Raw genomic sequence first — 23,491 nt, forward strand, 5'->3', positions numbered from 1 at the left:
CGGCGAGCTCGTGCACCTGACCCCGATCGAGTACCGGCTGCTCGCGACGCTCGTGCGGCATGCCGGGCGGGTGCTCACGCACCGCCAGCTGCTGCGCGACGTCTGGGGGCCGTCGCATGTCGAGAGCCATCACTATCTGCGCATTTACATGGCGCATCTGCGGCAAAAGCTCGAGCGCGATCCGGCGCAGCCCGAACATATCGTCACGGAGACCGGCGTTGGCTACCGGCTGGTCGGGGTCGCTTAAGCAACGCGCGGGCGGACCCACTATATCGATTCGCCAATGCAAATCCGTTTCATCAGTTGCCGTTTGATATAATTGCGAAGTCGTAAGGACGGCCTTGCGCGCTCGGAATCAACGGGGACGGCCCCATCCAACCTGTGGGAGCGTCCTTATGTCCTGGTTTCTTCTGTTTATTGCCGGCCTGCTCGAAGTCGCCTGGGCGGCGGGCCTTAAATCTTCTGATGGTTTTACGCGGCTGTGGCCGTCGGTGTGGACCGTCGTCACCGCGCTCGGCAGCTTCGTGCTGCTCGCGCTCGCCATGCGGCAACTGCCGCTCGGCACCGCGTATGCCGTCTGGACCGGCATCGGCGCGGTCGGTGCGTTTGTGTTCGGCATCGTCATGATGGGTGAGGCCGTGACGCTGCCGCGTATTGCCAGCGCGCTTCTGATCGTCGTCGGATTGATCGGGCTCAAGCTGTCGTCGGGGCACTGAGTGGCACCCGGAATGGGCGCCAAGGGCTGACCGAGCGCCCGGTCAGCGCGCCTCGCGGGCGACTCGGTTGCCCTCGCAACCAATCTGTTTCGGCCTTCCTGGCACCCGAAATTCCTTAAATCCGCCGCGCATAGTCCGCTTTTCGCCACAGCACTTGTGCCTTTCAATCGGCGGATTCCGAAATGACGTGGCTATAATGAACCCAATTCCAACCTGAACTCGTACCGCGCGGCGTGGCGCCGCGCGGACTCGGCGGCAACGGCTGGGCGGGGCGCACGGGCGTGCCTCGCGTCAGAGGCCGCGAGGAGTACGAGGCGTGCACCGTGCGCGTCTCTGGAGGCGCGCCATGCTTGAACCCCTTTCGCTTGCAGCGGGCCTGTCATGGGGCAGCGGGCTGCGCCTCTATCTGACCGTGCTGATCGCGGGCCTGCTCGCGCGCTTCGGTGTGATCCATCTTCCCGACACGCTCTCCGCGCTCAGTTCGTCATGGGTGATCGGCGTTGCCGCGGCGCTGACGATCGCGGAATTCCTCGCCGACAAGATTCCCGCATTCGATTCGCTGTGGGATGCGATACACACGTTCATCCGTATTCCGGCCGGCGCCGTGCTCGCGGCCGGCGCGCTCGGCCATGCCGATCCGGCACTGTTGACCGTTGCCGCGCTTGCCGGCGGCACGCTCGCCGGCACCGCGCACCTGACGAAGGCCGGCACGCGCGCGCTGATCAACCTGTCGCCTGAGCCGGTGTCGAACGTCGTCACGTCGACGGCCGAGGAAGGCATGGTGTTCGGCGGCCTGCTGCTCGCGCTGTTCGCGCCGGTTATCTTTCTTGTGCTGCTGGTGGGCTTCCTCGTCGTCGTGAGCTGGGTGCTGCCGCGGCTGTGGCGCGGTGTGCAGGGCGGGTTCCGCGGCATGGCGACGCATATGGTGACGCGTCTTGCGCGGAGCCGGCACGATTGAGCGCGCCGGCCCGTGAAGCCAGCCACCCCGTAGCGACGCCCGGGCGCTCGCTGCCGGTGCCGCGCCGGCGCGTCGCGACGGGCGACCTGCTGCGGCAGGCGGCGCTGATGACGGCGCGCGACTGGCGCGCCGGCGAGCTGACCATGCTGCTGCTCGCACTGGTGCTCGCGGTGGCCGCGTTGACGAGCGTCGGCTTTCTCGCCGACCGGCTGCACCAGGGGCTCGAGCGCGACGCACGCCGGATGATTGGCGCCGACTTTATCGTGCGTGCCGACCATCCGGTCAATCCGCAATTCGCCGCACAGGCGAAGTCGCTCGGTCTCGAGACCGCGACCACGGCGATTTTCCCGAGCATGATCAACTCGACGGCCGCGAAACCGCTGTCGCGGCTGGCCGCGATCAAGGCGGTGTCGCCCGGCTATCCGCTGCGCGGCGCGCTGCGCATCGCGCCGCGGCCGGGTGCGCCGGACGAGCCGGCCCGCTCGATTCCGCCGCCCGGCACCGTCTGGGTCGACGAGCAACTGCTCGATGCGCTGAAGGTGCACGTCGGCGATACCGTGAAAGTCGGCGGACGCGACTTCAGGATCGGCGCGCTGATCACGAAGGAGCTCGATCGCGGCTTCGCCTTCGTCAATTTCTCGCCACGGCTCATGATGAACGACGCCGACGTGCCGTCGACGGGGCTCGTCACCTACGGCAGCCGCGTCACATACCGGCTGCTTGTGGCAGGCAGCGACCAGACGGTCGAGACCTATGCGAAATGGGCTCACGAACGCGTCGACGGCGGCAAGATGCGCGGCGTCGCGCTCGAATCGCTGCAGGACGGTCAGCCGCAGGTGCGCCAGACGCTCGATCGCGCGCGCCACTTTCTCACGCTCGTGTCGCTGCTGACCGCGCTGCTCGCGGCGGTCGCGATCGCCATGGCCGCGCATCGCTATATGCGCCGTCATCTCGACAGCTGCGCGGCGATGCGCTGCCTCGGCGTCAGTCAGCGCACGCTGCGCGCGCTGTTCGTCATCGAATTCGCCGGGCTCGGCATGATCGGCGGGCTGGTTGGCGTCGCGCTCGGTTTTGTCGGGCACTTCGTGCTGCTGCGCTGGCTCGGCGGTCTGATCGGCGTGGCGCTGCCGTATCCGGGCGCATGGCCGGCGTTCGAGGGCATTGCGGCGGGACTGGTGTTGCTGCTCGGCTTCGCGCTGCCGCCGCTGTTGCCGCTGACGCGCGTGCCGCCGGTGCGCGTGCTGCGCCGGGAATGGGGCGAAGCGGGCCGCACCGCATGGGCCGCGTATGCGTTGGGCGTCGCGCTGTTCGCGGGGTTGCTCGTGCTCGCGGCCGGCGAGCTGAAGCTCGGCGGGATCGTCGCGGGCGGCTTCGCGGGCGGGCTGCTGGCCTTTATCTGCCTCGCGCGCGCGGCGCTATGGGGCGCGGCGCGCATCGTGCGCAGCGAGCGTTTCGCCGTCGGCGTCGGCTGGCGCTACGCGCTCGCGTCGCTCGAGCGGCGCGCAAATGCGAGCGCGCTGCAGATCACCGCGCTCGCGATCGGCCTGATGTGCCTGTTGCTGATCGCGATGACGCGCGACGACCTCGTTGCGGGCTGGCGCAAATCGACGCCGCCCGACGCGCCGAACGAATTCATCATCGATATCCAGCCCGATCAGCGCGAGCCGGTCACGCAGTACCTCGCGAAGCACGGTTTCGCCCATGTCGACCTGTCGCCGATGGTGCGCGGCCGGCTCACCGCGATCAACGGCAAACCGGTGAACCCCGACGCGTACAAGGGCGACGATGCGCGGCGCCTCGTCGATCGCGAGTTCAACCTGTCGTACACGACGCAACTGCCCGACGACAACCGTATCGAGGCCGGTCAGTGGTACGGCAACACCGATAAACCGGAAATCTCGATCGAGCAGGGTCTGGCGAAGCTGATCGACGTGAAGCCGGGCGATACGCTGCGTTTCGACGTGACGGGCCTGTCGGTCGAGGCGCCGGTGACGAGCACCCGCAAGCTCGACTGGGGCTCGTTCAAGGTGAACTTCTTCGTGCTGATGCCGCCGGCCGCGCTGAAGGATTTCCCGGCGACGTTCATCACGAGCTTTCATGTGCCGCCCGAGCAGCGTTCGGCGATCGACGGCCTCATTGCGCTCTACCCGAACCTGACCGCGATCGACACCGGGCCGATTCTGGCGCAGGTGCAGGCGGTGATGGAGCAGGTCATCGACGCGGTGCAGTTCCTGTTCCTGTTTACGCTCGTGGCGGGCGTGCTGGTACTGTACGCGGCGCTGGCGGGCACGCGCGACGAGCGCATGCGAGAATCGGCGCTGCTGCGCGCGCTCGGCGCGTCGCACCGGCAGGTGCGCGCGGTGCAGATCGCCGAATTTGTCGCGGTGGGTGCGCTATCGGGTCTGATGGCGGCCATCGGCGCACAGGTGGTCGGCTCGCTGCTCGCCACGCGCGTGTTCGACTTCTATCTCGAGTTCGACCCGTGGCTGTTGCCGGCCGGCATCGCGGCCGGCATTGCATGCGCGGGCCTGGGCGGGTGGCTGAGCCTGCGGCACGTGCTGATGCGTCCGGCGCTGCAGTCGCTGCGCGATGCGTGAAACGCGGCGCACTTCTTCGTTTGCAATGAACTGCTTTTTCCTCGTATGACCGACTCCAATGACACGACGCTCGCGCAACCGACCGCGTTCGAACTCGTAGGCGGCGAAGCGCGCGTGCGCGAACTCGTCGACCGCTTTTACGACCTGATGGACCTTGAGCCCGATTTCGCGGGCATCCGCGCGCTGCATCCGCCGACGCTCGACGGCTCGCGCGACAAGTTTTTCTGGTTCCTGTGCGGCTGGCTCGGCGGCCCGAGCCACTATGAAGACCGCTTCGGCCATCCGCGGCTGCGCGCGCGGCATCTGCCGTTCGCGATCGCGTCGAGCGAGCGCGATCAGTGGCTGCGCTGCATGGCGTGGGCGATGCAGGACGTGGGCTTATCCGAAGCGCTGCGCGAACGGCTGCTGCATTCGTTCTTCGATACGGCGGACTGGATGCGTAACCGGCCGGGTTGAACGCGCGCGTTTGTGCCGCCTGCGCGTGCTTTGGGCACCGAACGTCCGCGCAAACCGAATAACGATATCAAGGAGATCTCCCCATGACGACGCGCGCCCTTTTTCGCGAAGACGCGTATCTGAGCGCTTGCGACGCGACCATCACCGTCGTCGACGAGCACGGCATTCATCTCGACCAGACCGTGTTCTATCCGCTCGGCGGCGGCCAGGCCGGCGACGCCGGCGCGCTCGTGCTCGCGGATGGCACGCGCATCGATATCGCCGACACGCGCAAGGCGAAGTTCGAAGGCGCGACGCCCGACGATGCGGTGCACGTGCCGGCGCCGGGCCAAGAAGGGCTGCTTGCCCGTCTGGCCGCCGGCGAGCGCGTGCGCGCCGAAATCGATTGGGCGCGCCGCTACCGGCATATGCGGCTCCATACCGCGAGCCATCTGATGTGCGCGGTGCTGCCGTATGCGGTCGACGGCTGCAGCATCACGACCGACTACGCACGCCTCGACTTCGCGACGGTCGAGCCGATCGAGCGCGAGCATGTCGAAGCGCGGCTCGCCGAACTTGTCGGCGGCGCGCACGGCGTCGCGACCGAATGGATCACCGACGACGAAATGGCCGCGCGGCCCGAACTCGTGCGCACGATGAGCGTGAAGCCACCGGTGGGGCTCGGACGCGTGCGTCTGCTGCGCATCGAAGGCGTCGATCTGCAGCCGTGCGGCGGCACGCACGTGCGCAATACGCAGGAGATCGGCGCACTACGCATCGCGAAGCTCGAGAAGAAAAGCGCGCGCACGCGCCGGCTGGTGCTGGAACTCGTGTGAGCGAGCGCTCGAACCGGGCCGACGCGTACGCGCCGGAAGCCGACTATGCGGCGCTGGACACGCGCTCGCGCGAGGTGCTCGACTGCTGGTTCGGCGTGCCCGGTTCAAGCGAATACGGTACGGATCGCAAGTGCTGGTTCAAACGCAGCGCCGCGTTCGACGCGACGCTGCGCGTACGCTTCGGGCCACTGATCGACGCGGCGCTCGCGCACGAGCTCGATGCATGGCTGGTTACGCCGCTAGGGTCGCTTGCGCTCGTCATCGTGCTCGATCAGTTCACGCGTAATTGCTATCGGCATTCGGCGCGCATGGTCGACGGCGATGCGCAGGCCATCGGTATTGCGCGGCGCATGGTCGAAGAGGGCCGCGATGTCGTGCTGCCGACGGTCTACCATCGCGCGTTTGCGTATATTCCATTCGAGCACGACGAAACGATGGAAGGCCAGCGCGAAAGCGTGCGGCTTTACGAAGCACTCGCAGCGCACGGGCTCGACCCGTCGTACGCGCGTTCAGCGATGCGGCATGCGAAGGTCATCGAGCGCTTCGGGCGCTTTCCGCATCGCAATGCGGTGCTGGGCCGCCCATCGACGGAAGAAGAAATCGCGTTTCTGCGCGAGCGGGGCTCGCGCTTCTGAGCGGTCGAGCGGCCAAGCGGCCGAGCCGCTGAACACCTGGCTGACGGCCGCTTTACCGGCCTCGACCCTCACCGTCCCCCTGTCACATCGATCACCGCGCCTGTCACGTACGAAGACGCATCGCTCAATAGCCATACGATTGTTTCCGCCACTTCCTCGGCGCTGCCCGCCCGGCCCAGCGGCGTTTGCGCGCCCAGCACCGCGGCGCGGTCCGGGCGGCCGCCGCTTGCGTGAATCTCGGTGTCGATAAGGCCGGGGCGCACCGCGTTGACGCGCACGCCGTGCGGGCCGACTTCCTTGGAGAGGCCGATGGTCAGCGTATCGATCGCGGCCTTCGAGCCCGCGTAGTCGACATACTCGTTCGGCGATCCGAGCCGCGCCGCCGCGGACGACAGATTGACGATCGCGCCCCCGTCGCCGCCGCGGTCCTTTGCCATGCGCCGCACCGCCTCGCGCGCGCAGAGATAGGCGCCGTACACGTTGATGTCGAAGATGCGCTTCATGCGCGCGGCGTCCATCTCGGCGAGCGGCATGCCGGGTGCGACGATGCCCGCGTTATTGACGAAGCCGTCCAGCCGCCCGAACACGCGCATGCATTCGTCGAATATCGCGATCACGGCGGATTCGTCGGCGACGTTGCCGGGCAGCAGATGCGCGCGTCCGCCCGCGCTGTCGACCAGCGCGGCGGTTTCGCGTGCGGCCGCTTCGTTGCTCGAATAGTTGATGCCGACGGACCAGCCGAGCGCGGCGGCGAGCCGCGCGGTCGCGCGGCCGATGCCGCGGCTCGCTCCCGTGATCAGAACGACTTTCGTCATGATTGCCTCATCGGTTGGCGGAAGAGAAGCAGGAGGAAGAACCGCGCGCGCATGCGCACGAAGTGCGCGTTAAACCTTGTCGCGGTGCTGCGACCACTTGTAATCCACGAGCGGCCGATAGCGTTGCAGCCTGCCGATCAGCCCGACGGGATCGCTATCGATCTGCAGCGTCTCGAAGTAGGTCCGCTGCATGAAACCTTCGCGCACCGTGTGCTCGAGCATCGCGATCAGCGGGTCGTAGAAGCGCGCGATATTGAGCACGCCGACGGGCTTGCGGTGATAGCCGAGCTGCGCCCACGTATAGACCTCGAACAGCTCTTCGAGCGTACCGGCGCCGCCTGGCAATGCGACGAACGCGTCGGAGAGATCCGCCATCATCTTCTTGCGCTCGTGCATATCGGACACGACATGCAGTTCGGTGAGGCCGTGGTGGCCGATTTCCTTGTCGACGAGCAGTTCCGGAATGACGCCGACCGCGCGGCCGCCGGCTGCCATGACCGAGTCGGCGATCATGCCCATCAGGCCGACCTTGCCGCCGCCATATACGAGCGCGAGATTCGCGTCGACGAGGGCGCGGCCGAACGCGCGTGCTGCTTCCGCATAAACAGGGTTGGCTCCATTCGAGGAGCCGCAATAGACACAGACTGCTTTCATCAGGTGGACTTCCTGCTTGGTGATGTGTGCGCGATGCGCTTAAGGTTTGACCGTGCTGCGTTCGGTCGCGACCTCCGTGGCTGACCTGGCAGTTGCTTTGGCAGATCCGTTGCAAGAAGCGCTGACGGAAGTAGCCGCCGCAGTTGCCAGTGCCGTCTCGCGCGGCGGCAGATAGTCGTAGAACTCGCGCTTCGGCAGCTTACCCGACACGAGATCGTCGAACAGCTGACGCGAGCGGCCGCGCAGATACGGCGCCATCACCGACACGATCTGCACGCTGACCTGATGCAGATCCGCGCGAATCGATTCCGGGTCGTTGTATTTGCGCGGATTCATCACGAACTGATACGAGAGCCAGTAGGTGCCGATCACACCGATGTTGGTCGTGATGACGCGCAGTTCGTCGGGCGTCGCGACCATCTCGCCATCTTCGACGAGCTGCTCGCAGAACTGGCTCGCAAAGCGCACCTTGTGACTGATGATCTGCTTGAAGTGCATTTCAAGCATGCGGTTGCGCGCGAGCAGATCGTTGAGGTCGCGATAGAGAAAGCGGTAGCGCCACGTGAATTCAACCATGTACTGCAGATACGACCACATCTCGTCGATCGTCACACGATGGTCGTCGGGCAGGCGCAAGCGCTTTTCGATCTCCTGCTCGAACTGGCCGAAGATGCTGTTGATGATGTCGTCTTTGTTGCGGAAGTGGTAGTACAGATTGCCGGGGCTGATTTCCATCTCTTCGGCGATCGTCGTGGTCGTGACGTTCGGCTCGCCGATTTCGTTGAAGAGCTTCAACGACAGTTCGAGGATCCGCTCGCGTGTGCGGCGGGGAGGTTTGGCTTCCATGTCGTCGTGCCCTCTGTGAATGGCCGGGCCGATACGAAAAGCCGCATGCGACTGCGGCGCGTCCGCCCGGTGTAATCGTATTGCTCAGCGCGAGCTGAGATTATTTGAGGATTATAAACCGACCGTTCGAATTCCCGACCGGGCGGTCAGGGTTTTACCCGAGACGAACGTGGTGGCGACGCGACGCGTCCGGCGATGCATCGCGCGTTCGGAGAAAGCAGGAGCGCGTGGTTCTGAAGCGCAGCGGCCGCGCAGTGGCCGCCTTCAATGAAACAGCATGCCGACCCACCGCACGATGAGCGGGCCGACGATCAGCGCCCACGTCATCACACACATGAAGAGCGCGACCATCACGGCTGCGCTGCCGAGGTCTTTCGCGCGCCGCGACAGTTCGTGACGCTCGAGCGAGATGCGGTCGATCGCGGCCTCGACGCTCGAATTGAGCAGCTCGACGATCAGCACGAGCAGCACCGAACCGAGCAGCAGCACACGCGACACGGGATCGACCGGCACCACGAGACCGCACGGCAGGAGAATCGCCGCGAGCGTCAGCTCCTGACGGAACGCGCTTTCCTCGCGAATCGCGACGCGAAAGCCGGCAAGCGAATTTTTCATCGCATGCCATGCGCGCGTCACGCCGCGATTGCCCTTGTACGGATTGAAAGGCAAGGGCGCGAGCGGATCGTCCGGACCGAGCGGTTCGTGTGCATCGGCGGGATCGCGGCGCGTGGACGACTCGGAATGCATTGCTGGCTTCCTCGGCGTGGTCGGGTGCCCAGCATAGCGCATGCTCGCCGGGTCGGCCGCTGGGGTAGGCCTGATGCTCGCGGTATCGTCGAACCTGCGTGCGGCGGTTCCGTTCTGCGACGGTTCGCGATGCGCGGTGCCGTGGTCGCTCCTGTCGCCCCCGTCGCGAGGGTTGGGCCCGCCGCTCTCCTTGCCGCCGTGTTCGTGGATGTCGGCGAATGGATCGTCGCCGGCGCTATACGCTTCGTCATCATGCTGCGCGCGTTGCGCGGCGCGCAGCATCTCCGGGTGTCTGGCTCGCATGGAAGGTAACCGGTTGGCTCGTGTGAGCCGCGTGTTACGCGGCGGCGCTTTCTTCGCGCGGATAGGCGTTGCGCGGCAGCGGTTTCAGATGCGCGGCGAATTGCTCGGACGCCGCCGCCCACGAGAAACGCTCGGCCCAGGCGCGCGCGTGGTTGCGGTCGATCTTCAGCGCATCGAGGCACGCTTCGCGCAAGTCTTCGTTCATCGCGCCCGCGCCGCCGTCGCCGAGCACGTCGATCGGGCCCGTCACCGGGTAGGCGGCGACCGGCGTGCCGCAGGCGAGCGCTTCGAGCAGTACGAGACCGAACGTGTCGGTGCGGCTCGGGAACACGAATACGTCGGCGGCCGCGTAGACCTTCGCGAGTTCGGGCTGCGACAGCACGCCGAGATAATTCACTTCCGGATAGCGCGACTTCAGTTCGGCGAGCGCCGGTCCTTCACCGGCGACCCACTTCGAGCCCGGCAGATCGATCTTCAGGAAAGCCTCGACGTTCTTCTCGACGGCGACGCGGCCCACGTACAGAAATATCGGCCGCGCCGTATTGAGCACCTTCGAGTCCATCTGATGGAAGATGTCGAGATCGACGCCGCGTGTCCACAGCACGACATTCGTGAAGCCGAATTTTTCGAGGTCCGTCTTCACGACCGGCGTCGGCGCCATCACCGCGAGCGATGCCTTGTGGAACCAGTGCAGGAAGCGATAGGTCCACGCGAGCGGAATGCCGAAGCGCGCCTGCACGTACTCGGGAAAGCGCGTGTGATAAGCAGTGGTGAACGGCAGCTTGTGCCTGATCGCATAAGCGCGCGCGGCGAGGCCGAGCGGGCCTTCGGTCGCGATATGCAGCGCGTCGGGCGCGAATTCGTCGATGCGCCGGTGCAGATGGCGCTTCGGAAACAGCGACAGGCGAATCTCAGGATAGGTCGGGCACGGAATCGTCTTGAACTCCAGCGGCGTCAGCATGTCGATGCGATGGCCGAGCGCGGTCAGTTCGCGCGTCGTGTTCTTCAGCGTACGGACGACGCCATTGACCTGCGGCTCCCATGCATCGGTGACGATCATGATCTTCATCGGTGTGGCCCTTGTCGAAAGAAGTGGGACAGACGGGGAAACGAGGGAGCATGGCTCTCGCGCTGTCTGCCCGTCGTGTGTATCTGGCAGACACGGGGCAAACTCGGGCAAGCGCGGCGCGAGAGCCATGCTTCCGCGCACTACGCGGTCGCGCGGGCCTTCTGCGCGGACACCGGCGGTGCGCGCATCACGGTCCAGTAGACCACCTTCAGTTCACCTTCATAGGTCTCGACGAGCGCGGAGAGACTTTCGACCCAGTCGCCGTCGTTGCAATACAGCACGCCGTCGATTTCGCGAATCTCGGCCTTGTGAATATGGCCGCAGACCACGCCGTCGCAGCCGCGGCGGCGCGCTTCGTCGGTCATCACGCGCTCGAACGACGAGATGAAGTTCACGGCGTTTTTCACCTGATGCTTCAGATACTGCGACAGCGACCAGTACTGGAAGCCGAGCCTGCTGCGGATGCGGTTGAACCAGCGGTTCAGCACGAGAATCAGCGTGTACAGCGTGTCGCCGAGGTAGGCGAGCCATTTCGCATGCTGGATCACGCCGTCGAACAGGTCGCCGTGCACGATCCACAGGCGCTGACCCGCAAGCGTCGTATGGAACGCTTCGCCGCGCACGTGGATGTCGCCGAATGCGAGATCGCAGAACTGGCGCGCGGCTTCGTCGTGGTTGCCGGGCACGTAGACGACCTGCGTGCCTTTACGCGCCTTGCGCAGGATTTTCTGCACCACGTCGTTATGCGCCTGCGGCCAGTACCAGCCCTTTTTCAACTGCCACCCGTCGATGATGTCGCCGACGAGGTACAGGTACTCCGACTCGTTATGCCGGAGGAAATCGAGTAGGTAGGATGCCTGACAACCGTTCGATCCAAGGTGAATATCCGAGAGCCAGATGGTCCGGTAGCGATGCACTTCGTCGGGACTGTCGTCGTGCGGCGAGTCGCTGGTGGAGGGAGGGGCGGGTATCGGAGACAGCGGAATCGAGGCGGCGGAGGGGGCGTTGGGTCCGAAGCCGACAGGGTCGACGCTCGGGCCAGTCTGGCGGAACAGGGAAGTCGCGGACGTTTTTGGGTCCATGGCTCACGCGTCGAGTTGCAGTACCCGCATTCCACAATTGCCGGATGACGGAGCCGTGACATTCACGAGAATTTCTTTTTACGCAGGGCGGTGTGTGGTGCGCGCGAGACAGGTGAGGCGCTCACCGTTGCGGTCACACCGTTGCAATGTATCGAGTGTCGCGAAAGCCCCACGTCGGTGCGCGCGCCGCCGCCCGGCGGAACGCGGTGAGCGGGAGCCGTCGTCAGCGCTCAGCGCGTGACCGCAACGATGCGCGTGCCGGCCAGCCGGTCGTGCGGGAACTGCCGATCGGTAAAGAGGCGCGCGCTGGCGGCCCAGGCGACAAACCAGAGGCCGGTGATGGCAAGCGTATGCGGCACCGTGAGGCCGAAGAGCGGATGCAGCGCGAGCGGCGGCAAAAACCAGAGCCACGCGAGCACATAGCGCGCAAGCGCGCGAGACCACGACAGCGGCGCGCCGTCTTTCGCGCGCACGACGCGCAGCCGCCATGTTTTCATCGGCAGCGTCTGTCCGCCGTGCGTCCAGCACCAGACGAAATACACGCCGACCACAATGCCGATCCACGCCGCCAGCCAGTCGCGATGTTCGAGCCCGCTGCGCTGCTGTGTGAGCGTGCTGAACAGGTAGCCCGCGATGAACACGATGCCGAACAGGATCACGCCTTCGTAGACGAGCGTCGCGAGCCGGCGGCGGATGCTGGGTGCGGATGCGGGCGACAGTGGCGACGCTTCGGCGTCCGCTTTCACTGGCGACGCCGTGGTCGTCCGCGTCTGCGGACCGGCCGTCGGCGCTGTCGGCGGCAAGTCGGCCGAAGTGAGGGCAGGGTGCGGAGCGGAAGCGGATGGTTTCATCGAATCGAGTCGAGTCGTCGCGCGCGAGAGAAGGGTCGCGGCCGGCGGCAGACGCCACGTCACCGCGCAAGCGGCCAGCGGCGGCGGTCGAAGACAACGGCCAGCACCAGCCGCGAGCATCACGGAAAAGCCGTGCAGCGTGAATCAGGGAAAGACCCAGAGAGGGAAAGATACCTGAAGGCGTTCGCTCCGGTGCGCGCGAGACGCGCGTTCGATGTACGATCGCCGGCCGCTTACGACCCGTGAAACGCAGCCGGTGCGTCGGCCGGCGAAACAGGCGTCGGTGTGGCGGGCACGAAGCTCGCGGCGGACGGAATCGCAGGCATGCCCGGCTGCGACGCGGCGACGGCCGCCGATGCCAGCGCGGCCGGCGCGCCGCTATTGCCCGGCCCGCCCGACACACCCGAAGCGCCGGGCGACGGTTTGCCGGCCGCGCCGCTCGCCGGGCGTTCCTTGCCGTTGACGAGCCGGTTGATGTCCTTGAGTTCGCTCTTGCCCGAAGGCGGTGCGCTGACGACGGTCGGCCGCCGCTTGTGCTCGCTGGCCGCGAGCCGTTCCTTCTGCTCTTCCGGCAGCAGCTGATATGCCTTCCACGCGTTCTGGCGCGTCTCGCGCGAGAGTCCCTTCGAGATCTGATAGTTTTCGCGCGCGATGCGGCGCTGCTCGGGCGTCATCTTGACCCATTCGGCCATCTGTTCATGCAGGCGCTTTTGCGCCTCGGCCGACATCTTTGGATAGCGCGCCGCAATCTTCAGCCATTTGCGCTTGCGCTCGTCGCTAAAGGAGTCCCACTGCGCGGCGAACGGCGCGAGCGCAATGCGCTCGGCGTTCGTGAGCCGCGCCCATGCGAGCGGGCTGTTGTTCTGCAAGCCGGGAATCTCGACCGCAAGCGCCGGCGCGACGGGCTTCGATGCGGCCGGCGTCGCGCTGGCGGGCGTACCGGCCGCGGTATGCGCGGGCGTCGGCGGATGAAAGCGCGGATAGGTGGCGGCGAACGCAACCACCGCGGCGATCACACATCCCGAGACAACGGCAAGGCCGCGCTTGTAATTCACCCGTCGACTCTCCCCGTCCTACCGCGCATGCGACAGATACGCGTTGAAACCGTGATCGAGGTAGGCGGAAAGCGGAAGATCGTCGCTCAGCATCGCGGCGTCGATATCGGCGAGTTCCGCGGTGCGTTGCTGATCTTCCCAGTACGCGATCGCCACAAGGCTCACGACGAGCGCGGCGATCGGCCAGGCGAGCGCGAAGCGGCGCAATTTCGAGCCGCGGCGCGGCGCCGGGCCGGTGGCGAGCGTCACGCCGGCCGGACCCGGCACGAGCACCGGCACGAAAGCCGGCGCGCGCACGGCCTCCGGCTTCTTGCGGGCGAGCGCGGTGCGGCGCGCCGCGGCGAGCCGGTCGACGGTGGCGGGTGGGATGCGCGCGGCGCTTTCGTCGAGCGCGCGGCGCACCTGCCACGCGAACTCGATTTCTTTATCGTGAGCGAGGCTCATAGCGTGATTCCTTTGGCCTTGAGCGCCTGAGCCAGCGTATGAGTGGCTCGCGAACAGTGGGTCTTCACACTGCCCTCGGAGCAGCCCATCGCGGCGGCAGTCTCGGCGACATCCATATCTTCCCAGTAACGCATCAGAAACGCCTCCCGTTGACGTGCCGGCAACCGTTGGATTTCGTCGTCGATCAACTGCAGAATCTGCTCGCGCGCGAGGCGCTCCTCGCCGCTTTCCGCGCCGGGTGAGCCTTCCTGCGCATCGATGGTCTCGAGCGGGTCGAATTCGTCGTCGTCCGGGCCGGCGAGCGACGAAAAGAGGCTGACCCACGTATTGCGTACCTTCTGACGACGGAAATAGTCGTGCGTCGCATTCTGGAGAATACGCTGAAACAAAAGCGGAAGCTCAGCCGGGGGACGGTCGCCGTATTTTTCGGCGAGCTTGATCATGGCGTCCTGCACGATGTCGAGTGCAGCGTCGTCGTCCCGCACGGCGTAAACCGTCTGCTTGAACGCGCGCCTTTCGACGCCCGCCAGAAAATCGGCGAGTTCTTTGTCTGATGCCATCCGTGCTGAGTGGGCGAAGCGGGCGTGTGCGCTGGAAACGGTGAGAAAAAGCGGCCGGGAAACCCTGCGGGCGGCGGCCGAAAAATGTCGTAAAACTCGCGGATGCTAACAAAAATCGGCGACGGCCGGGAGAAATCGGGCAAATGGATCGCAAACGTTTGGGAAAACGCGCGGCAAACGGTCCGTAAAAATGGTCAGGAAAACGCAGGGAAAACGCAAGCGAAGCAGGGGTGAAATCACGGGGATGAACGTAATGCCTGATGCATCCCCCGCACGGAAATATTTTCTTGACCGAAGCGCTGCTTAACGATATTGTCGCTGGTTCGCAATATAACGTGACTAGTCTCATTTGAGGCGGGCCCAAGAAGTCCGCCGGTCAAACTGGACGCGCCGCTTGAACCCGAGCCACAAGCCCGGCAGAGAGCACCCGATCAATTTTTTGCCGAAAATTCGAAAGGTGAATGATGAATATGCCCAGCGCGGAATTCTCCACGTCGGATACCACTCCCCATCCCGAAGCTGACTCGATCGGCGCCACCGTGCTCATGCGCGCGCTGGCCGACGAAAATGTCGAGTTTGTCTGGGGCTATCCTGGCGGCTCGGTACTCTACATCTACGACGAGCTTTACAAGCAGGACAAGTTTCAGCACGTGCTCGTGCGTCACGAGCAGGCCGCGGTCCATGCGGCCGACGCGTATGCGCGCTCGACCGGCAACGTCGGCGTCTGCCTCGTGACCTCGGGCCCCGGCGTCACCAACGCGGTGACCGGCATCGCCACCGCGTACATGGATTCGATCCCGATGGTGATCATCACCGGCCAGGTGCCCACCGCGGCAATCGGCCAGGATGCGTTCCAGGAGTGCGATACGGTCGGCATCACGCGGCCCTGCGTGAAGCACAACTTCCTCGTGAAGGACGTGCGCGATCTCGCCGCCACCGTCAAGAAAGCGTTCTTTATCGCGCGGACCGGCCGGCCCGGTCCGGTGCTGATCGATATTCCGAAAGACGTGTCGAAAGCGCCGTGCCACTACGAGCCGATCAAGACCGTCGCGTTGCGCTCGTATAACCCGGTCACCAAAGGCCATTCCGGCCAGATCCGCAAGGCGGTGTCGCTGCTGTTGTCGGCGAAGCGCCCGTACATCTATACCGGCGGCGGCATCATCCTCGCCGACGCGGCGCGCGAGCTGAACCAGTTCGTCGATCTGCTCGGCTACCCGGTCACGAATACGCTGATGGGTCTCGGCGGCTACCGCGCGAGCGACAAAAAATTCCTCGGCATGCTCGGCATGCACGGTACGTACGAAGCGAACATGGCGATGCAGCATTGCGACGTGCTGATCGCGATCGGCGCGCGCTTCGACGACCGCGTGATCGGCGATCCGGAGCACTTCGCGTCGCGGCCGCGCAAGATCGTTCATATCGATATCGATCCGTCCTCCATCAGCAAGCGCGTGAAGGTCGACATTCCGATCGTCGGCGATGTGAAGGAAGTGCTGAAGGAGCTGATCGAGCAGCTGCAATCAGCCGATCATGGCCCGGATACCGAAGCGCTTGCCGCGTGGTGGAAGGACATCGAAGACTGGCGCTCGAAGGACTGCCTCAAGTACGACCGCAAGAGCGAAATCATCAAGCCGCAATATGTGGTCGAGAAGCTCTGGGAGCTGACCGACGGCAACGCGTTCGTCTGCTCGGACGTCGGCCAGCACCAGATGTGGGCCGCGCAGTTCTACCGCTTCAACAAGCCGCGCCGCTGGATCAACTCGGGCGGCCTCGGCACGATGGGCTTCGGCCTGCCGGCCGCGATGGGCGTGAAGATCGCGCATCCGGACGACGAGGTGGTGTGTATCACGGGCGAAGGCTCGATCCAGATGTGTATCCAGGAACTGTCGACGTGCAAGCAGTACGACACGCCGGTCAAGATCATTTCGCTCAATAACCGCTATCTGGGCATGGTGCGCCAGTGGCAGCAGATCGAATACAGCAAGCGCTATTCGCATTCGTACATGGATGCGCTGCCCGATTTCGTGAAGCTCGCCGAAGCGTATGGCCATGTCGGCATGCGCATCGAGAAAACGTCGGACGTGGAAGGCGCGTTGAAGGAAGCGCTGCGCCTGAAGGACCGCACGGTATTTCTCGACTTCCAGACCGATCCGACCGAAAACGTCTGGCCGATGGTACAGGCCGGCAAGGGCATCACCGAGATGCTGCTCGGTTCGGAAGATCTATAACGGCGCCGGCTGATTGTCACTGAGCGTCGGCTTCGCCGTGCGCGCCTTCACGAAAGGCGCAACGCAGGCGAAGCGGCGCGGCCGGTGCGGATAAATCGATATTTGGCTATCTGGAAGAAGCGATCATGAGACACATCATTTCCGTGCTGCTCGAAAACGAACCGGGCGCGTTATCGCGCGTCGTCGGGCTCTTTTCAGCGCGCGGCTACAACATCGAAACCTTGACGGTGGCGCCGACCGAAGACCGTTCGCTGTCGCGCATGACCATCGTTTCCATTGGCTCGGACGACGTGATCGAGCAGATCACGAAGCATCTGAACCGCCTGATCGAGGTGGTGAAAGTGGTCGACCTGACCGAGGGCGCCCACATCGAGCGCGAGCTGATGCTGATCAAGGTACGCGCGGTCGGCAAGGAGCGTGAAGAGATGAAGCGGATGTCGGATATTTTCCGCGGCCGCATCATCGACGTCACCGAAAAGACTTACACGATCGAACTGACGGGCGCGAGCGACAAGCTCGACGCGTTTATCGAAGGAATCGATGCAACGGCGATTCTCGAAACGGTCCGCACGGGCGGTTCGGGCATCGGACGCGGCGAGCGTATTCTGAAGGTTTGACGACGCCATCGATCAGGGCCGGGCGCGCCATCCGCGAGTTCGGCCAGCCAGCAAAACGCAACATTTGAATTTACCGTTTATCGCCAAGGAACAGACATGAAAGTTTTCTACGACAAGGACGCCGACCTCTCCCTCATCAAAGGCAAGCAGGTCACGATCATTGGCTATGGCTCGCAGGGCCATGCGCACGCTTTGAACCTGAAGGAAAGCGGCGTGAAGGTGACCGTCGGTCTGCGCAAGGGCGGCGCTTCGTGGAGCAAGGCTGAGAACGCGGGCCTGACCGTGAAGGAAGTGGCCGAGGCGGTGAAGGGCGCCGACGTCGTCATGATGCTGCTGCCCGACGAGCAGATCGCCGAGGTGTACAAGAGCGAAGTGCACGCCAATGCGAAGCAGGGCGCGGCGCTCGCGTTCGCGCACGGTTTCAACGTGCACTACGGCCAGGTGATTCCGCGTGCGGACCTCGACGTGATCATGATCGCGCCGAAAGCGCCGGGTCACACGGTGCGCAGCACGTACTCGCAAGGCGGCGGCGTGCCGCATCTGATCGCGGTTGCGCAGGATAAATCGGGCGCGGCGCGCGATATCGCGCTGTCGTACGCGGCGGCGAACGGCGGCGGCCGTGCCGGCATCATCGAAACGAACTTCCGCGAAGAAACCGAAACCGACCTGTTCGGCGAACAGGCCGTGCTGTGCGGTGGTACGGTCGATCTGATCAAGGCCGGTTTCGAGACGCTGGTCGAAGCGGGCTACGCGCCGGAAATGGCCTATTTCGAGTGCCTGCATGAACTGAAGCTGATCGTCGACCTGATCTACGAAGGCGGCATCGCGAACATGAACTACTCGATCTCGAACAACGCCGAGTACGGCGAGTACGTGACGGGCCCGCGCATCATCACGGAAGAGACGAAGAAGGTGATGAAGGAAGTGCTGAAGGACATCCAGACGGGCGAGTACGCGAAGAGCTTCATCATCGAAAACCGCGCCGGTGCGCCGACGCTGCAATCGCGCCGCCGTCTGACGGCCGATCACCAGATCGAGCAGGTCGGTGCGAAGCTGCGCGCGATGATGCCGTGGATCGCCAGGAACAAGCTCGTCGACCAGTCGAAGAACTAAGCGGGCTGCGGGGATGACTCCCCGCGGGTTTTCCCTCGGGTTCGCCCGGGAGGTGTCCCGGGTTGGTGCCGCCCGCCACGTTCGGCGCCGTGACCGTGCTGCGCCGTACCCCAAAGCCGTCCAGCGTGCTGAACCCTGGGCGGCTTTTGCTATCCTACGGTTTTACAAAAACACTGAAGCCATCCATGAATTACCCTCACCCGATCATCGCACGCGAAGGCTGGCCGTTTATTGGAATTGCCGTCGTCGTCGCGCTGTTGGTCCATGCCTTCCTCGGGTTCGGCATTGCGTGGCTGTTCTGGCTGCTCGTCATCTTCGTCGTTCAATTCTTCCGCGATCCGGCAAGACCCATTCCGGCGCAGCCCAACGCGGTGCTGTGCCCCGCCGACGGACGCATCGTCGCCGTCGAGACCGCGCATGACCCGTATGCGAAGCGCGAGGCGCTGAAGATCAGCGTGTTCATGAATGTGTTCAACGTGCACTCGCAACGCTCGCCGGTCGACGGGGCGATTTCGAAGGTCGAATACTTTCCGGGCTCGTATCTGAATGCGGCCGTCGATAAAGCGTCGCTCGAAAACGAGCGCAATGCGATCGTCATCGAAACGGCGAGCGGCGCGACGGTGACATCGGTGCAGATCGCCGGGCTGATCGCGCGGCGCATTCTTTGCTACGTCCGTGCGGGAGAGCCGCTTACGCGAGGTCAGCGCTACGGCTTTATCCGCTTCGGTTCGCGCGTCGACGTCTATCTGCCGATGGGCAGCCGTCCGCGTGTGACGATTGGCGAGAAGGTGTCCGCCTCGTCGACCATTCTGGCCGAACTATAAAGCGGCTCACGGAGACTCCGATGGCCCTGAAACCGCGTCGACCACGCAGCAGCGCCGCGCCGCAACCGCGGCCGATCAGACCGTTTCGCCGCAACAAGCCGGCGGGCGAGCCCGGGCCGGTCGTCATCGACAGCCGGCGCGCCGCGCGTCAGCAGTTCCTGCGCAAGCGCGGCATTTACCTGCTACCGAATGCGTTTACCACCGCGGCGCTCTTCTGCGGCTTCTTCGCGGTCGTGCAGGCCATGAACGTGCGCTTCGAAGTCGCGGCAATCGCGATCTTCGTCGCGATGGTGCTCGACGGGATGGACGGACGCGTGGCGCGTATCACCCATACGCAAAGCGCGTTCGGCGAGCAGTTCGATAGCCTGTCCGATATGGTGTCGTTCGGCGTCGCGCCGGCGCTGGTGATGTACGAATGGGTGCTGAAAGACCTCGGCCGCTGGGGCTGGCTCGCGGCGTTCGTCTACTGCTCGGGCGCGGCGCTGCGCCTTGCGCGCTTCAACACGAATATCGGCGTCGTCGACAAGCGCTTCTTCCAGGGCATGCCGAGTCCGGCCGCCGCGGCGCTGATCGCGGGCTTCGTGTGGCTCGCGACCGATAACCGTGTGCCGCTCAAGCTCGGCTGGCTGCCGTGGGTCGCGTTCGCGCTGACGATCTACGCGGGCGTGACGATGGTGTCGAACGCGCCGTTCTATAGCGGCAAAGCGCTCGATATCCGGCATCGCGTGCCGTTCGCGGCGACGCTTCTGGTCGTGATGCTGTTCGTGCTCGTGTCGTCCGATCCGCCGCTGATGCTGTTCGGGCTGTTCGTGCTGTACGGGCTGTCCGGCTATGTGTTCTGGGGATATCAGACGCTGCGCGGCCGCGCTAATCCGGCGCGCTCTTCGCAGCGGCAGCCGTAGCGGTCGACTCAGCCGGCTCCTATGTCATGGATGATGACCGACGCGTCACGCGCCGGTCATTTCCGACGGCTTCGGTCCGGCTGCTTTTCAGGGGCAAGGCGAAAGTGCAACGCAATCGCGCCGGTAGTTTTCGTGAATTGCGCGAATCGTTGAATCTCGCTATAGTCGCTGCCATGGCATTTTCCAAGTTCCCCTTCCTGACTCTGCAAGCCGGCGCGCTACTACGCTCGCTAGCTTCGGCGCGCCTGTCGCGCTGACCGTTTTCGCCTCCCGTCTGCCTCGTCTCTTGTTAGCGTCGCCAGCCGGTGGCGCAAACACCCGTATTCCCTTTTCGATTTGAATTGACCGAATCCCCAGGAGACCCGAGATGGCAGACAAGCTGATCATTTTCGACACGACGTTGCGTGACGGCGAGCAGTCGCCCGGCGCGTCGATGACGAAGGAAGAGAAAATCCGTATCGCGAAGCAACTCGAGCGGATGAAGGTGGATGTGATCGAGGCCGGCTTCGCGGCAAGCTCGAACGGCGACTTCGAGGCGATCCATACGATCGCCTCGACCGTCAAGGACAGCACGGTCTGCTCGCTTGCCCGCGCGAACGACAAAGACATCCAGCGCGCGGCCGATGCGCTGAAGCCCGCCGATCATTTCCGCATCCATACGTTTATCGCGACGTCGCCGCTGCACATGGAAAAGAAGCTGCGGATGACGCCGGAGCAGGTGTTCGAGCAGGCGAAGCTCGCGGTGCGCTTTGCGCGCAAATTCACGAACGACGTCGAGTTCTCGCCCGAAGACGGCAGCCGCTCGGATCTGGATTTCCTGTGCCGCGTGCTCGAGGCGGTGATCGCCGAAGGCGCGACGACCATCAATATCGCCGATACGGTCGGCTACGGCGTGCCGGAGCTTTACGGCAATCTCGTGAAGACGCTGCGCGATCGCATTCCGAACTCGGACAAGGCCGTGTTTTCCGTGCACTGCCATAACGACCTCGGCATGGCCGTCGCCAATTCGCTGGCCGGCGTGCAGATCGGCGGCGCGCGTCAGGTCGAATGCACGATCAATGGTCTCGGCGAGCGCGCGGGTAATACATCGCTCGAAGAAATCGTAATGGCGGTGAAGACGCGCAAGGATTATTTCAGCCTCGACGTCGGCCTCGATACGACGCAGATCGTGCCGACCTCGAAGCTCGTGTCGCAAATCACCGGTTTTGTCGTGCAGCCGAACAAGGCGGTGGTCGGCGCGAACGCCTTTGCACACGCGTCGGGCATTCACCAGGATGGCGTCCTGAAGGCCCGCGACACCTACGAGATCATGCGCGCGGAAGATGTGGGCTGGACCGCGAACAAGATCGTGCTCGGCAAGCTGTCGGGCCGCAACGCGTTCAAGCAGCGTCTGCAGGAACTGGGCATTGCGCTCGACAGCGAAGCCGAACTCAATACCGCGTTCTCGCGCTTCAAGGAACTCGCCGACCGCAAGGCCGAGATTTTCGACGAGGACATCATCGCGATCGTGACCGAGGAATCGGCCGAAGCGCAGGAGAAGGAGCACTACAAGTTCGTGTCGCTCTCGCAGCGCTCTGAAACGGGCGAGCAGCCGCATGCGCGGATCGTGTTCTCGGTCGAAGGCCAGGAAGTGACCGCGGAAGCACGCGGCAACGGTCCGGTGGACGCGACGATGAACGCTATCGAAAGCGAAGTCGGCAGCGGCGCGGAGTTCCTGCTGTATTCGGTAAACGCGATCACGACCGGCACGCAGGCGCAGGGCGAAGTGACCGTGCGGCTGTCGAAGGCCGGGCGCGTGGTGAACGGCGTCGGCACGGATCCGGATATCGTCGCCGCGTCGGCGAAGGCTTATATCGCGGCGCTGAACCGGTTGTACACGGGCGTGGACAAGCTCAATCCGCAGCGTTCGTAAGTGAAAGCGCCGGGCGCCCGGCGGCAGAAAACGAAACCCCGTGCGGGCTCTTGGGCCCGCACGGGGTTTTTCATGTCGGCGGCGCATGCGGCGCAGCGCAAGCCGCCGCGCGACAACGTCGCTCAGACTTAGAAGAAACCGCGGCGATCCGGGTCGTGCAGCGGGTCCGGCGTCTTCTGCGTGAGTCGCAGAATACCCTGGTCGTCGAAGTAGAAGCTGTACAGCATGTACCAGACGTTGTCCTCGTAATACCGGTAGGTCCAGACCTCGCGCTTCATCAGCGGAAAATACGAGGTTTCCTCGGGGCGGCCGAAGTTGACGAGCACGTCGGCGCGCGTCCATTTGCCGATTTCCGCGCGATAGAACTCGTTTGGCTGCAGCACCTGGCGCACGCTGACAATCTTCCCGTTCGCGTCGATGTCGGCGGCGGTCGTGTATTCGCCCATCGGTTGGGTCGGCCACATGAGACGCTTGCCGCCGTTGGGCAGATCGTAGACTTCGCGCGGCGGCCCGAGGCGCGAGAGCACCGTCGACTGGTCGGCGCCCGTCTGATAGCCCTGCCAGGGTTGCGCGCAACCCGTCAGCGCGAGTACGCCGACGCAGGCCACCAGCATGCGCCGCTGGCGCATGCGCTGCGCAATCGCTGCGTATGCGGTTGAAAGGCGATTGAACATGAATGTCTCCGGATGCGTTTTCACGATAATTCCTATCGTGGAGAGCCATCATTTTGACATGCGATGCGGCGAAAGATTTTCAAACCGCATAGCAATTCAGCGAGGCAAGAGCGCGTTTTGCGGCGCATCAGGGCACGCCCTGTCCGAAAGGACGGGATTCTCCGGGCATTCGGGCTGTGCTACAATACGCGCTTCGTTGCGAAACGTAGGCTACTTGGTTTATCCGTGTTGTTGGACTGATGAACCTCCGGTAGTCGCTCGTAGCGTAGAATTCAGCGGTTTCGCTGTAACCCACGGCACGGCCTTTCTTCCGTGACCGCCTGTTGAATCAAAGGAAATCAAATGACTGTTGCTGAAATCAAAAAGTCCGACGTCGTCGCGCAATTCGCTCGCGGCGCTAACGACACCGGCTCTCCCGAAGTGCAGGTCGCATTGCTCACCTCGCGCATCAACGAACTGACCGCTCACTTCAAAGCCCACACGAAAGACCATCACAGCCGCCGCGGTCTGCTGCGCATGGTGAGCCGCCGTCGCAAGCTGCTCGACTACCTGAAGGGCAAGGACGCCGATCGTTATCGTTCGCTGATCGAGAAGCTGGGTCTGCGTAAGTAAGCGGGT

General features: G+C 64.4%; 25 protein-coding genes. 14 read left to right on the forward strand and 11 right to left on the reverse strand.

The genetic code is table 11. The features are described from left to right. From ACYPXD_RS03495 to ACYPXD_RS03525, 7 genes are all read left to right on the forward strand, one after another. Positions 1 to 247 (forward strand): winged helix-turn-helix domain-containing protein (locus ACYPXD_RS03495; RefSeq protein WP_459707500.1); only part of this gene is annotated, 247 nt, incomplete at its 5' end. Positions 248 to 395: 148 nt separating this feature from the next. Then, complete coding sequence (gene sugE, locus ACYPXD_RS03500) at positions 396 to 716, forward strand: quaternary ammonium compound efflux SMR transporter SugE (RefSeq protein WP_459707503.1); 321 nt, start codon at positions 396 to 398, stop codon at positions 714 to 716. 346 nt (positions 717 to 1,062) lie between these two features. Continuing rightward, entirely contained in the window at positions 1,063 to 1,674 is a 612-nt protein-coding gene (locus tag ACYPXD_RS03505; protein WP_459707505.1) for a DUF4126 domain-containing protein, read from the forward strand. Between the two features lie 107 nt (positions 1,675 to 1,781). Next, positions 1,782 to 4,271, forward strand: coding sequence for an ABC transporter permease (locus tag ACYPXD_RS03510; protein WP_459707644.1), 2,490 nt, complete (start codon positions 1,782 to 1,784; stop codon positions 4,269 to 4,271). A 45-nt stretch (positions 4,272 to 4,316) separates the two neighbouring features. Beyond that, positions 4,317 to 4,727: a group II truncated hemoglobin gene (locus ACYPXD_RS03515; RefSeq protein WP_459707507.1), complete on the forward strand. Its 411-nt coding sequence runs from the start codon at positions 4,317 to 4,319 to the stop codon at positions 4,725 to 4,727. A gap of 83 nt (positions 4,728 to 4,810) precedes the next feature. After that, positions 4,811 to 5,542 carry an alanyl-tRNA editing protein gene (locus ACYPXD_RS03520; protein WP_459707509.1) on the forward strand — a complete coding sequence of 244 codons (732 nt, stop codon included), beginning with the start codon at positions 4,811 to 4,813 and terminating at the stop codon, positions 5,540 to 5,542. Beyond that, on the forward strand, positions 5,539 to 6,177 hold the full coding sequence (locus ACYPXD_RS03525) for a DUF924 family protein (protein ID WP_459707512.1): 639 nt from the start codon (positions 5,539 to 5,541) through the stop codon (positions 6,175 to 6,177). The genes ACYPXD_RS03520 and ACYPXD_RS03525 overlap by 4 nt, the downstream gene beginning before the upstream one ends. A 68-nt stretch (positions 6,178 to 6,245) precedes the next feature. Here ACYPXD_RS03525 and ACYPXD_RS03530 read toward each other — a convergent pair whose 3' ends face one another. The 10 genes from ACYPXD_RS03530 to ACYPXD_RS03575 form a co-directional block, all read right to left on the reverse strand. Next, positions 6,246 to 6,992: an SDR family oxidoreductase gene (locus ACYPXD_RS03530; protein WP_459707514.1), complete on the reverse strand. Its 747-nt coding sequence runs from the start codon at positions 6,990 to 6,992 to the stop codon at positions 6,246 to 6,248. A 69-nt stretch (positions 6,993 to 7,061) separates the two neighbouring features. After that, complete coding sequence (locus ACYPXD_RS03535) at positions 7,062 to 7,646, reverse strand: LOG family protein (protein ID WP_459707517.1); 585 nt, start codon at positions 7,644 to 7,646, stop codon at positions 7,062 to 7,064. 39 nt (positions 7,647 to 7,685) lie between these two features. Continuing rightward, positions 7,686 to 8,492 carry a TetR/AcrR family transcriptional regulator gene (locus tag ACYPXD_RS03540; RefSeq protein ID WP_459707519.1) on the reverse strand — a complete coding sequence of 269 codons (807 nt, stop codon included), beginning with the start codon at positions 8,490 to 8,492 and terminating at the stop codon, positions 7,686 to 7,688. Positions 8,493 to 8,756: 264 nt separating this feature from the next. Beyond that, positions 8,757 to 9,542: a diacylglycerol kinase gene (locus ACYPXD_RS03545; protein ID WP_459707522.1), complete on the reverse strand. Its 786-nt coding sequence runs from the start codon at positions 9,540 to 9,542 to the stop codon at positions 8,757 to 8,759. A 34-nt stretch (positions 9,543 to 9,576) separates the two neighbouring features. Further along, positions 9,577 to 10,611 carry a glycosyltransferase family 4 protein gene (locus ACYPXD_RS03550; protein WP_459707525.1) on the reverse strand — a complete coding sequence of 345 codons (1,035 nt, stop codon included), beginning with the start codon at positions 10,609 to 10,611 and terminating at the stop codon, positions 9,577 to 9,579. A gap of 140 nt (positions 10,612 to 10,751) precedes the next feature. Beyond that, positions 10,752 to 11,693 (reverse strand): UDP-2,3-diacylglucosamine diphosphatase, encoded by a 942-nt coding sequence (locus ACYPXD_RS03555; RefSeq protein WP_459707527.1) that lies wholly within the window; start codon positions 11,691 to 11,693, stop codon positions 10,752 to 10,754. 230 nt (positions 11,694 to 11,923) lie between these two features. Further along, positions 11,924 to 12,439 carry an RDD family protein gene (locus tag ACYPXD_RS03560; RefSeq protein ID WP_459707530.1) on the reverse strand — a complete coding sequence of 172 codons (516 nt, stop codon included), beginning with the start codon at positions 12,437 to 12,439 and terminating at the stop codon, positions 11,924 to 11,926. A gap of 338 nt (positions 12,440 to 12,777) precedes the next feature. Then, on the reverse strand, positions 12,778 to 13,599 hold the full coding sequence (locus ACYPXD_RS03565) for a DUF3106 domain-containing protein (RefSeq protein WP_459707532.1): 822 nt from the start codon (positions 13,597 to 13,599) through the stop codon (positions 12,778 to 12,780). An 18-nt stretch (positions 13,600 to 13,617) separates the two neighbouring features. Next, positions 13,618 to 14,043 (reverse strand): DUF3619 family protein, encoded by a 426-nt coding sequence (locus ACYPXD_RS03570; RefSeq protein ID WP_459707535.1) that lies wholly within the window; start codon positions 14,041 to 14,043, stop codon positions 13,618 to 13,620. Further along, a complete protein-coding gene (locus ACYPXD_RS03575; RefSeq protein ID WP_459707538.1) occupies positions 14,040 to 14,603 on the reverse strand; it encodes an RNA polymerase sigma factor in 564 nt (187 codons plus the stop codon). The genes ACYPXD_RS03570 and ACYPXD_RS03575 overlap by 4 nt, the downstream gene beginning before the upstream one ends. Positions 14,604 to 15,067: 464 nt before the next feature. Here ACYPXD_RS03575 and ACYPXD_RS03580 point away from each other — a divergent pair, with 464 nt between their 5' ends. The 6 genes from ACYPXD_RS03580 (at position 15,068) to ACYPXD_RS03605 (ending at position 22,199) form a co-directional block, all read left to right on the forward strand. After that, positions 15,068 to 16,831 (forward strand): acetolactate synthase 3 catalytic subunit, encoded by a 1,764-nt coding sequence (locus ACYPXD_RS03580; protein ID WP_459707646.1) that lies wholly within the window; start codon positions 15,068 to 15,070, stop codon positions 16,829 to 16,831. A gap of 125 nt (positions 16,832 to 16,956) precedes the next feature. After that, positions 16,957 to 17,448 carry an acetolactate synthase small subunit gene (gene ilvN, locus ACYPXD_RS03585; protein ID WP_075157614.1) on the forward strand — a complete coding sequence of 164 codons (492 nt, stop codon included), beginning with the start codon at positions 16,957 to 16,959 and terminating at the stop codon, positions 17,446 to 17,448. Between the two features lie 96 nt (positions 17,449 to 17,544). After that, the gene (gene ilvC, locus ACYPXD_RS03590) at positions 17,545 to 18,561 is read left to right on the forward strand and encodes a ketol-acid reductoisomerase (RefSeq protein ID WP_459707541.1); all 1,017 of its coding nucleotides are present in this window, start codon (positions 17,545 to 17,547) and stop codon (positions 18,559 to 18,561) included. A 185-nt stretch (positions 18,562 to 18,746) separates the two neighbouring features. Continuing rightward, positions 18,747 to 19,385: a phosphatidylserine decarboxylase gene (locus ACYPXD_RS03595; protein WP_459707544.1), complete on the forward strand. Its 639-nt coding sequence runs from the start codon at positions 18,747 to 18,749 to the stop codon at positions 19,383 to 19,385. A gap of 20 nt (positions 19,386 to 19,405) precedes the next feature. Beyond that, positions 19,406 to 20,287 carry a CDP-diacylglycerol--serine O-phosphatidyltransferase gene (pssA, locus tag ACYPXD_RS03600; RefSeq protein WP_459707546.1) on the forward strand — a complete coding sequence of 294 codons (882 nt, stop codon included), beginning with the start codon at positions 19,406 to 19,408 and terminating at the stop codon, positions 20,285 to 20,287. 367 nt (positions 20,288 to 20,654) lie between these two features. Then, positions 20,655 to 22,199 (forward strand): 2-isopropylmalate synthase, encoded by a 1,545-nt coding sequence (locus ACYPXD_RS03605; protein ID WP_459707548.1) that lies wholly within the window; start codon positions 20,655 to 20,657, stop codon positions 22,197 to 22,199. Between the two features lie 128 nt (positions 22,200 to 22,327). Here ACYPXD_RS03605 and ACYPXD_RS03610 read toward each other — a convergent pair whose 3' ends face one another. Beyond that, positions 22,328 to 22,873, reverse strand: coding sequence for a hypothetical protein (locus tag ACYPXD_RS03610; RefSeq protein WP_459707550.1), 546 nt, complete (start codon positions 22,871 to 22,873; stop codon positions 22,328 to 22,330). Positions 22,874 to 23,215: 342 nt separating this feature from the next. On the opposite strand from ACYPXD_RS03610, the gene rpsO reads away from it, so the two are divergent. Next, positions 23,216 to 23,485, forward strand: a complete 270-nt coding sequence (gene rpsO, locus ACYPXD_RS03615) for a 30S ribosomal protein S15 (protein WP_075157608.1) — start codon at positions 23,216 to 23,218, stop codon at positions 23,483 to 23,485. Positions 23,486 to 23,491 lie beyond the last annotated feature (6 nt).

This window comes from Paraburkholderia sp. 2C, assembly GCF_054589215.1.

Excerpts from the sequence above, each read along its gene's own strand:
- ACYPXD_RS03570 (WP_459707535.1), bottom strand. The coding sequence starts at position 14,043 with ATGAGCCTCGCTCACGATAAAGAAATCGAGTTCGCGTGGCAGGTGCGC.
- ACYPXD_RS03555 (WP_459707527.1), bottom strand. The coding sequence starts at position 11,693 with ATGGACCCAAAAACGTCCGCGACTTCCCTGTTCCGCCAGACTGGCCCG.
- ACYPXD_RS03530 (WP_459707514.1), bottom strand. The coding sequence starts at position 6,992 with ATGACGAAAGTCGTTCTGATCACGGGAGCGAGCCGCGGCATCGGCCGC.
- sugE (WP_459707503.1), top strand. The coding sequence starts at position 396 with ATGTCCTGGTTTCTTCTGTTTATTGCCGGCCTGCTCGAAGTCGCCTGG.
- ilvC (WP_459707541.1), top strand. The coding sequence starts at position 17,545 with ATGAAAGTTTTCTACGACAAGGACGCCGACCTCTCCCTCATCAAAGGC.
- ACYPXD_RS03535 (WP_459707517.1), bottom strand. The coding sequence starts at position 7,646 with ATGAAAGCAGTCTGTGTCTATTGCGGCTCCTCGAATGGAGCCAACCCT.
- ACYPXD_RS03540 (WP_459707519.1), bottom strand. The coding sequence starts at position 8,492 with ATGGAAGCCAAACCTCCCCGCCGCACACGCGAGCGGATCCTCGAACTG.
- ACYPXD_RS03510 (WP_459707644.1), top strand. The coding sequence starts at position 1,782 with ATGACGGCGCGCGACTGGCGCGCCGGCGAGCTGACCATGCTGCTGCTC.
- ACYPXD_RS03520 (WP_459707509.1), top strand. The coding sequence starts at position 4,811 with ATGACGACGCGCGCCCTTTTTCGCGAAGACGCGTATCTGAGCGCTTGC.
- ACYPXD_RS03605 (WP_459707548.1), top strand. The coding sequence starts at position 20,655 with ATGGCAGACAAGCTGATCATTTTCGACACGACGTTGCGTGACGGCGAG.
- ACYPXD_RS03580 (WP_459707646.1), top strand. The coding sequence starts at position 15,068 with ATGAATATGCCCAGCGCGGAATTCTCCACGTCGGATACCACTCCCCAT.
- ACYPXD_RS03515 (WP_459707507.1), top strand. The coding sequence starts at position 4,317 with ATGACCGACTCCAATGACACGACGCTCGCGCAACCGACCGCGTTCGAA.
- ACYPXD_RS03575 (WP_459707538.1), bottom strand. The coding sequence starts at position 14,603 with ATGGCATCAGACAAAGAACTCGCCGATTTTCTGGCGGGCGTCGAAAGG.
- ACYPXD_RS03595 (WP_459707544.1), top strand. The coding sequence starts at position 18,747 with ATGAATTACCCTCACCCGATCATCGCACGCGAAGGCTGGCCGTTTATT.
- pssA (WP_459707546.1), top strand. The coding sequence starts at position 19,406 with ATGGCCCTGAAACCGCGTCGACCACGCAGCAGCGCCGCGCCGCAACCG.
- ACYPXD_RS03550 (WP_459707525.1), bottom strand. The coding sequence starts at position 10,611 with ATGAAGATCATGATCGTCACCGATGCATGGGAGCCGCAGGTCAATGGC.
- ACYPXD_RS03505 (WP_459707505.1), top strand. The coding sequence starts at position 1,063 with ATGCTTGAACCCCTTTCGCTTGCAGCGGGCCTGTCATGGGGCAGCGGG.
- ACYPXD_RS03610 (WP_459707550.1), bottom strand. The coding sequence starts at position 22,873 with ATGTTCAATCGCCTTTCAACCGCATACGCAGCGATTGCGCAGCGCATG.
- rpsO (WP_075157608.1), top strand. The coding sequence starts at position 23,216 with ATGACTGTTGCTGAAATCAAAAAGTCCGACGTCGTCGCGCAATTCGCT.
- ACYPXD_RS03545 (WP_459707522.1), bottom strand. The coding sequence starts at position 9,542 with ATGCGAGCCAGACACCCGGAGATGCTGCGCGCCGCGCAACGCGCGCAG.
- ilvN (WP_075157614.1), top strand. The coding sequence starts at position 16,957 with ATGAGACACATCATTTCCGTGCTGCTCGAAAACGAACCGGGCGCGTTA.